Origin of the sequence: Sphingomonas sp., from assembly GCF_051962185.1 — a bacterium.
GTDB lineage: Bacteria > Pseudomonadota > Alphaproteobacteria > Sphingomonadales > Sphingomonadaceae > Sphingomonas.
Map to the genome: position 1 here is coordinate 1 of NZ_JBQCCN010000189.1, position 8,087 is coordinate 8,087.

Below are 8,087 nucleotides of genomic sequence, written 5' to 3' on the forward strand. Positions count from 1 at the left end.
GACCAGCGCGTGCTGGTGACGCCGGTCTGGGCCGACGTCGCCCCCCTTCCCGTCGCCGACCGGGCAGCGATCCGCCGGCGGTACGACTTGCCCGCCGAGGCGCCGATCGCGGTGTTCGGTGGCCAATTGGTCGAAGGCCGCGGGTTCGAGCAGATGCTGGGCGCGGCCGAGGCGGGGCGCAACGCGGGATCGCCGCTGCTCTATCTGTTCGTCGGCGATGGCCGCCTGGCACCGATGATCCGCGAGCGTGCGGCGACCGACGAGAATGTACTCCACCGCCCGCCGCTGACCCGGGCCGACTATCTCGCCCTGCTCGGCGCCTGCGATGTCGGGATGGTGGCGACGGTGCCCGGGGTCACTTCGTTCAGTATCCCCTCGAAGACGATCGACTATCTCCGCGCCGGTCTGCCCGTCGTGGCGGCGGTCGAGCATGGCAACGACTTCGCGACGATCCTCGAGGAGCGCGACCTGGGCCGTAGCGTGAAGTTTGCCGATTCCGCCCAATTCCATCGCACCGCCGAGCAGCTCGCGACCGATCCGGCGCTACGCGCGACCGCCCGCACCAACGCGCCGCGCGCGCTCGACGAAGTGTTCGACGTCCGTCACGCGGTCGCGGCGATCGAAGCGGCGGTCGCCGGCTGACGTCGGACCAGGAACACCAGCGCGGCGATGAGGCCCGACAGCGCGTAAGCGCCGGCATAGCCGAATTGCGGGGCACGCGGATCGCCCATGCCGATCAGCGCGAACGTGATCGCCGCCATCACCGCCAGCGTGGCGATCTCGATCGCGGCATAGCGCCCCGGCCGCCCGCGCGCGAAGGCCGAGAACATCGCCAGCGACACCAGGACGCGTATCGTGTCGCCGATCATATAGGCGCGGATGACCGGGATCGCCGGCAGATAGGTGTCCGCCAGGAACAGATGGACGAGAAGCGGCGCGGCGAGCGAGAAGACCAGCAACGCGCCGCCCATCACCGCCATCCCCGCCGCAGCGCATCGCACGAACAAGCGCCGTCGCGGTGCGCCTTCGCCCAGCGTCGCGACGTGCGGCACGAAGAACTGCAGCAGGAACAGGCCAAGGAACTGGGTCGACAGATCCGAGATGCGATTGGCCGCCATCCAATAACCCAGCGTGGTGACCCCGAAATGGTCGCGATAGACCGAGCGCAACCCGAACAGCATGATCGCCGAAAAGCCGGTCGTCGCGGCGATCGACGCCGAATAGCCGAGCAGCCGCTTTGCCTCGGCCCGGATCACGCGGGCGGATGCCAGCGCCAGATGGAGCGGCCGCGCGAAGGCGAACGCCAGCGCCATGGTCAACAGCGGGCCGGCGGCGAAGGCGAGCGCGGCGATCCCGGCCTGATGTCGTGCGATCAGCATTGCCGCCGCCGACGTCCCGATCAGTAACCCTGCCGCCTGCGCGGCCAGGCTGGCGGTCGCACGGCCGCGTCCCGACAGGATGCTGCACCAGATCTGCCCCGGGCCCGCCGCCAGCGCCAGCCCGGCCAGCGCCGCGACCAGCCCCCAGCGATCGGGCGCATCGATCAGCAGATCGGCGATCGCGCGGCCGCCGGCCAGGACGGCCAAGCCGATCACCGGCACCGCCGCCGCCCAGATCGCCAGCGCCGCGCCATGCACCGCGCCCAGCGCCGCACCGTCGTCCGCCGCCGCCGCCTCGCGGATCACGCCGTTCTGGGTGCCGCCGACCGCGATCAAGTTAAGCAAGGCGGCGAACGCCATCAATTGCGCGAACACGGTGAAGCCATGCACCGGCAAATGCGTCGCCGACAGCTTGAGCAGCACCAGCGCCGAGGCGATGCGCACGCCGAAGAAGATCGGCACGGAGGCCAGGCGGCGCGCTAGGATGGCGTGTCCACTCCCAATGGGACCACGGCCGACACCGTCCGCCGCGCGCGATGCCACAGCCAGATCGCGATCCACGCCGCGAAGGTCGTGTAGCCGTCATAACTCGCCAGCACCTGGTTATTGGCAGGCAGATAGAAGATCATCGTCGTCGCCAGCGCGAACAGCACCGCCGCCGGGTCGCTCATTCCCCCCGCCGCCTCGCGCCACCAGCGTCCCCAGAAGAAGCCGATCAGCGCCAGCACCGGCAGCGCGCCGACGAACCCGACGTCGTTGGCGATCCAGGTGATCAAGGTCGACCAGTAATTCTCCTCCGGCCAATGATCGCTGCCGTTGCGCCAGGTGTAGGTGCTGAGATGCGGCGTGCGATCGTCGGTCGCGGCTTCATAGGCCGACAGCGCGGCGGGCGAATGGCCGACACCCCAGGCGGGCTCGAACGACTTCTCCATCGCCAGTTCCAGCCCATAATAGCCCGAGCAGGTCGACAGGATGAACACGGTCAGCCCGGCGCGCTGGCGCTGCGGCAGCCAGGCGATCGCCGGATTGTCGAGATCGGCGCAGATATGGCTGTCGTTGACGCACAGAGCGGTGCGGCTCGCGAAACTGCCCAGCCGCCCTTCCTTGCGGTCGGTGAACAGCCCTTGCGCGATGTAGAGGAATATCAGGGCGACCAGCACCGGTTTCCAATAGCGGCGGACCAGCACCCCGGCGGTCTCCCCCATCGCCCGCGCGCGCCCGAACGAGACGAACGCCGCGGCGGTGCCGATCACGAACAGATCGGCGATCTCCTTGTCGGTGCCGCGCAGGATCGAGAAGATGATCGAACAGGCGACCGCGACGCCCAGCGACGCGCGGCCGATCCAGCCGATCCGCCGCCAATGGATGATACCGAGCGGCAGGATGGCATAGACCGCCGGCGCGGTCAGCGCGCGCAGCACGACGATCATGTTGCGCTGCCCGGTGGTGGCGGCGACCTGTTGCTGGAACCGGCGATAGGCCGCGCCCTGATCGGCCAGCGCGTTGAGCACATCCCACGGCCCGCGATCCGTATAAGCGAAGCTGGAGGGGATCAGCAGCAAGGCGGCGACCAGCGCTGCGGCGGGCAGCAGGATCTTGAGCCCGGGCAGCGGCGCGGTGACCTGCGTAGGCCCGGCCGACCCCGCGATCGTCGCTGCCCAGACGATCGCCAGGCACAGCACGACATAGAAGATCAATCGCGCCCAATTGGCGGCGTAATAGATCGGCCAATTGACTGGCCAGGCGAGGAACAACAGGAACGTGCCGACGACGTAACCGAACACCAGCATCAGGGGGATTCGCGTGCCGCCGGCCGGCGGCACCACCCGCAGGATGCGCGATGCGAGCATCGGCCCCGCGGGCAAGGCGCGCGCGCCGCTCAAATCGTCGGGGCCGGTCGGTTCATCATCGCTGCCCGGTTAGTGCCGGCAATGACCGGCAGGGTTCGCGCCATCGCGCGATCGAAGGCGAGATGCTCGGCATAGAAACGCCGCCCCGCGACGCCCATCGCCGCGCGCCGGTCGGCAGCCATCGTCGCCATTTCGACAAAGGCGTGCGCCAATGCCCCAGCGTCCCCCGGTGGCGCGACCAGGGCCGCGCCCGACCGCCGCAGCAGATCGGCCGCCTCGCCCGCCACGCCGGCGATGATCGGGCGGCCCATCGCGAGGTAGAATTGCGTCTTCGACGGGATGGTGATCGCGAACAGCGGATCGTCGCGCAGGTGGAGCAACAGCGCATCGGCGCCGGCGAACACGCGCAGGATCCGCTCCTGCGACACGCGCCCGGCGAAGCGTACCGCGGGATTGCCAGCCGCACGATCGCGGAGCCCGGCGGCATCGACCCCGTCGCCGTACAGCATCACCTCGATCTCAGGCCGGTAGCGCGCGGCGATCGCAGCGGCGTCAATCACCGTCTCGAGCGCCTGGGCGCGGCCGAGATTGCCACCATAGACGATAGTGAAGCGCCCCGGCGTCGGCGCGTCCGCTTCGACCGTGCCGGCGAATTCGGCATCGGCCCAGTTGCGGATCACGGTCAGTTTGCGCTCGGGCACGCCGCGGGCAGCGAGCGTGCGCCGCATCCCTTCCGACTGGACAACGATCGCGCGCGCACGGGCATAGACGAGGCGGCACAAGCCGCCGATCGGCCCGACCAGCCGCGCCGCGCCGCTCATCCCGGTCGCCGCCAGCGTGTCGGGCCACAGATCCTGGATATCGAGCACGAAGGGCAGTCCGCGTAAGCCACCGCCGATCGCCGCCGCCAGCCCGACCGTGATCGGCGGGTGATAGACATAGGCCATGTCGTATCGCCCGCCGCGCATCAGGCAGTAGAGCAGCGCCGACAGGAAAAAGGACAGGAAGTTGAGCGACCGCCGCACCGACGAGGCGTCGTGGCTGGGATAGAGCGGCAAGCGCACGACCCGCACGCCCTCGATCATCTCCTGCTGGGCCCAGCGCAGACGATAGCCGGGATAGAGTTTGCCGGTCGGGTAATTGGGGAAGCCGGTGACCACGGTCACCTCGTGCCCCGCCGCCTCCAGCGCGCGGACGAATGCCAGCCCCTTGATGATATTGGGTTCGGGTTCGAACCATTGCGTCAGATAGAGGATCCGCATTCTGCCCCCGCCGATCGGCCGCGGCGTTGAAACGCGACCGGGTAAACAGGCACCAATTCCGTGAGCGGCGGGCCATGCCCCGTTAGTGCGTGGCAGGGGGTTGCGAGTTCATGTCCTCACGGGAGCTTCCCGTCCCCTTCTTCGACTGGCAGGCGCTTTATGCTGAGCGCGCCGACGACTATCGCCGGATCATCGACCAGACGGCAGCGGCGGGCGGCTTCATTCTGCAAGCGGCGGTCGATGCGTTCGAGGCGGCGCTGGCCGATTATCTCGGCGTCCGACACGCGATCGGCCTGTCCGATTGCACCAACGCCATGCTGCTCGGGCTGCGCGCCTCCGGCCTGCGCGCGGGGGAAGAAGTGATCATGCCCGGGCATGGCTTCATCGCCGCGGCGCAATCGATCCATTTCGCCGGCGGGACGGTGGTGCCGGTCGAACTCGGCAACGACAGGCTGATCGATCCGGACGCGATCCGCGCCGCGATCACCCCGCACACGCGGGCGATCATGGCGGTGCACGTCAATGGCCGCGTCTGCGACATGGCGGCGATCCACGCCATCGCCGACGGGCACGGCCTGCTGGTGGTCGAGGACGCCGCGCAGGCGCTGGGGGCGACCTTCCACGGCACACCGGCGGGCCGGTTCGGGCAATGGGGAGCGTTCAGTTTCTATCCGTCCAAGACGCTGGGCTGTTTCGGCGATGCCGGCGCGCTGGTCACCGACGACGACGATCTCGCCGCCACGGTCCGCGCGATGCGCAATCACGGCGCCGGGCCCGACAAGGTCATCCCGGCCGATTGCGCGATCTGGGGCACCAACGCGCGGATCGACAATCTCCATGCCGCGATGCTCGCGTACAAGCTCGGCTGGTACGACGAGACGATCGCGCGGCGGCGATCGATCGCGGCGCGTTATCATTCGGCATTCAGCGAGATCGCCGCGCTCGACTTGCCGCCGGCGCCGGACGCCGATCCCGACCGGGTCGACATCTTCCAGAATTACGAGCTGTGCTGCGATCGCCGCGACGATCTTCGCGCCCATCTCGCCGCAATCGGCATCGGCACGATCGTGCAATGGGGCGGGACCGGCATCCACCAGTTCCGCAACCTCGGGCTCGAGCGCCTGTTGCCGCGCACCGACCGCTTCTTCGCGCGATCGTTGCTGCTGCCGATGAACCATCTGCTGAGCGACGATCAGGTCGATCGCGTCATCCACGGCGTGCGGGGGTTCTTCGCATGAAGATCGAGCCGATCGCGCCGCCCGACACCGTCAACCTCGCGCTGCGCCTGCGCCGCCATGTCGTCCGCATGTGCAACCGCGGCGGCAGTTCGCATGTCGGGTCGTGCCTGTCGGTCGCCGACATCGTCGCGGTCCTCTACGGCGAAGTGCTGCGGGTCGACCCGACCGAGCCGCGCTGGCCCGGGCGCGACCGTTTCATCCTGTCCAAGGGCCATGCCGGCGCCTGCGTCTATGCCGCACTGGCCGAGCGCGGTTTCTTCCCGCTCGCCGACCTCGATCGCCATTATGCCAACGGCTCCAACCTGTCGGGGCACGTCAGCCACAAGCAGGTCGCGGGAGTCGAATTCTCGACCGGTTCGCTCGGCCATGGGCTCGGTATCGGCGCGGGAATGGCGTTCGAACTCAGGCGCCAGGGCGGCGACCAGCGCGCGTTCGTCGTATTGAGCGACGGCGAGTGCGACGAGGGGTCGAATTGGGAAGCGGCCTTGTTCGCCGCGCACCACCGCCTCGGCAATCTCTGCGCGGTGATCGACTATAACAAGCTCCAGAGTATCGCCCCGGTCGCCGAGACGATCGCGCTGGAGCCGTTCGCCAACAAATGGCGCGCGTTCGGCTGGGCGGTCGAGCGGATCGACGGGCACGACCATCGCGCGCTGAAGGCTGCGTTCGCGCGCGCCGCCGGGGCCGACCGGCCGACCTGCATCATCGCCGATACCGTCAAGGGCCGCGGCGTCTCGTTCATGGAGAACCAGGTGCTGTGGCATTATCGCTCGCCGCAGGGCGAGGAATTCGCCGCGGCGATGCGCGAGCTGGGCGCCGATGCGTAACGCCTTCGTCCGCGCGCTGACCGAACTCGCCGCCGAGGATCCGCGCGTGCTGCTGGTCAATGGCGATCTCGGTTTCGGCGTGCTGACCGACTTCATCGCGCGGTTTCCGAACCGATACGTCAATGCCGGGGTCGCCGAGCAGAACATGACTGCGATCGCCTGCGGCGCGGCGCTGACCGGCGCGCATAGCTACACCTATTCGATCGGCAATTTCCCGACGCTCCGCTGCCTAGAGCAGCTGCGCAACGACGTCTGCTATCACCGCGCCGACGTCACCGTGGTCGCGGTCGGCGGCGGCTTTTCCTATGGCCAGCTCGGCATGTCGCATTTCGCGACCGAGGATCTCGCGATCCTGCGCGCACTGCCCGAGATGACCGTCGTCGCGCCGTCCGATCCGTGGCAGGCCTATCAGCTCACTCGCCAGCTCCATGCGCGCGGCGGCCCCGCCTATCTCAGGATCGACAAGGCAAGCGCCGGCCAGCCCGAGGGCGTGGTCGAGCTCGGCAAGGCGCGGACAGTGCGCGACGGCGACGACGCGGTGATCTTCGCGACCGGGGGCATCCTGGGCGAGGCCCTGGCCGCCGCCGACATGCTGGCAGTGCGCGGCAAGCGGGTCCGCGTGGTCGATATCCACACGATCAAGCCGTTCGATACGGATACCGTTCGCGCGGCGGCGCGCGCTTGTCGCCATGTCGTGACGCTGGAGGAGCATAATGTGGTGGGCGGGCTGGGCGGGGCGGTGGCCGAGGCATGCCTGGAGGGAGGCGTCGCGGTGGCGAGCTTCCGCCGGCTGGGTCTGAGCGACACCTATCCCGAGATCGTCGGCGACCAGGCGTATCTGCGCGCGCGTTACGGCATGGATCGCCATGCAGTCGCCGCCGCGCTCGACGAGGCGTTCGGCGGATGACCGCCAAGCGCGCCATCGACGTCGCGGTCGCGCTGGCCGTGTTGATCGTCGCTGCGCCGTTGCTCGCCGTGGCGATGCTGGCGATCTGGGCGGAGGATGGCGGTGCGCCGCTCTATCGCGGCGTGCGGGTCGGGCGCGGCGATCGCGATTTCCGGATGCTCAAGCTCCGCTCGATGCGCATCGACGCCGATCGCCTGGGCGGCACTTCGACCGCCAGATCGGACGTCCGCGTCACCGTGATCGGGCGCATCGTCCGGCGCTGGAAGATCGACGAGCTGCCGCAATTCTGGAACGTGCTGATCGGCGAGATGAGCCTGGTCGGCCCCCGTCCCAATATGCGCACCGGGGGCGTCGATCGCTATACGCTCGCCGAACTGCACCTGCTGGATATCCGGCCCGGCATCACCGACCTCGCCTCGATCGTGTTCTCCGACGAAGGCGACATATTGGACGGCGCGGCCGATCCCGACGCGCTCTACGATACGGTGATCCGGCCGTGGAAGAGCCGATTGGGGCTGCTCTATGTCGAGCATCGCGACCTCGCGACCGATTTGCGGTTGCTGTGGTTGACCGCGCTGGCGATCCTCGCAAAACCGATGGCGCTGCGTGGCGTCGACGCGATCC

General features: G+C 68.8%; 8 protein-coding genes. 5 read left to right on the forward strand and 3 right to left on the reverse strand.

The window, feature by feature from the left end:
• Positions 1-642 (forward strand): hypothetical protein (locus tag ACTHJR_RS11720; RefSeq protein ID WP_440523377.1); only part of this gene is annotated, 642 nt, incomplete at its 5' end.
• Here ACTHJR_RS11720 and ACTHJR_RS11725 read toward each other — a convergent pair.
• Genes ACTHJR_RS11725 through ACTHJR_RS11735 form a run of 3 tightly spaced genes read right to left on the reverse strand, consistent with a single transcriptional unit; the run spans position 603 to position 4,491 of the window.
• A complete protein-coding gene (locus tag ACTHJR_RS11725) occupies positions 603-1,841 on the reverse strand; it encodes a hypothetical protein (protein ID WP_440523378.1) in 1,239 nt (412 codons plus the stop codon). The two genes, ACTHJR_RS11720 and ACTHJR_RS11725, sit on opposite strands and share 40 nt — an antisense overlap.
• A 17-nt stretch (positions 1,842-1,858) precedes the next feature.
• Positions 1,859-3,229 carry a hypothetical protein gene (locus ACTHJR_RS11730; RefSeq protein WP_440523379.1) on the reverse strand — a complete coding sequence of 457 codons (1,371 nt, stop codon included), beginning with the start codon at positions 3,227-3,229 and terminating at the stop codon, positions 1,859-1,861.
• A 29-nt stretch (positions 3,230-3,258) separates the two neighbouring features.
• Positions 3,259-4,491 (reverse strand): glycosyltransferase family 4 protein, encoded by a 1,233-nt coding sequence (locus tag ACTHJR_RS11735; RefSeq protein ID WP_440523380.1) that lies wholly within the window; start codon positions 4,489-4,491, stop codon positions 3,259-3,261.
• Positions 4,492-4,601: 110 nt separating this feature from the next.
• Between ACTHJR_RS11735 and ACTHJR_RS11740 the strand changes: the two genes are divergently transcribed.
• From ACTHJR_RS11740 to ACTHJR_RS11755, 4 genes are all read left to right on the forward strand, one after another.
• Positions 4,602-5,729: a DegT/DnrJ/EryC1/StrS family aminotransferase gene (locus ACTHJR_RS11740; protein WP_440523381.1), complete on the forward strand. Its 1,128-nt coding sequence runs from the start codon at positions 4,602-4,604 to the stop codon at positions 5,727-5,729.
• Positions 5,726-6,556: a transketolase gene (locus ACTHJR_RS11745; protein WP_440523382.1), complete on the forward strand. Its 831-nt coding sequence runs from the start codon at positions 5,726-5,728 to the stop codon at positions 6,554-6,556. Before ACTHJR_RS11740 ends, ACTHJR_RS11745 begins: the two co-directional genes overlap by 4 nt.
• Entirely contained in the window at positions 6,549-7,463 is a 915-nt protein-coding gene (locus ACTHJR_RS11750) for a transketolase family protein (protein ID WP_440523383.1), read from the forward strand. The genes ACTHJR_RS11745 and ACTHJR_RS11750 overlap by 8 nt, the downstream gene beginning before the upstream one ends.
• Positions 7,460-8,087, forward strand: a 628-nt coding sequence (locus tag ACTHJR_RS11755) for a sugar transferase (protein ID WP_440523384.1), incomplete at its 3' end; no start/stop codon positions are given. The genes ACTHJR_RS11750 and ACTHJR_RS11755, both read left to right, overlap by 4 nt.

Coding starts and splice junctions, on each gene's coding strand:
- ACTHJR_RS11730 (WP_440523379.1), bottom strand. CDS start 3,229: ATGCTCGCATCGCGCATCCTGCGGGTGGTGCCGCCGGCCGGCGGCACG.
- ACTHJR_RS11740 (WP_440523381.1), top strand. CDS start 4,602: ATGTCCTCACGGGAGCTTCCCGTCCCCTTCTTCGACTGGCAGGCGCTT.
- ACTHJR_RS11750 (WP_440523383.1), top strand. CDS start 6,549: ATGCGTAACGCCTTCGTCCGCGCGCTGACCGAACTCGCCGCCGAGGAT.
- ACTHJR_RS11735 (WP_440523380.1), bottom strand. CDS start 4,491: ATGCGGATCCTCTATCTGACGCAATGGTTCGAACCCGAACCCAATATC.
- ACTHJR_RS11745 (WP_440523382.1), top strand. CDS start 5,726: ATGAAGATCGAGCCGATCGCGCCGCCCGACACCGTCAACCTCGCGCTG.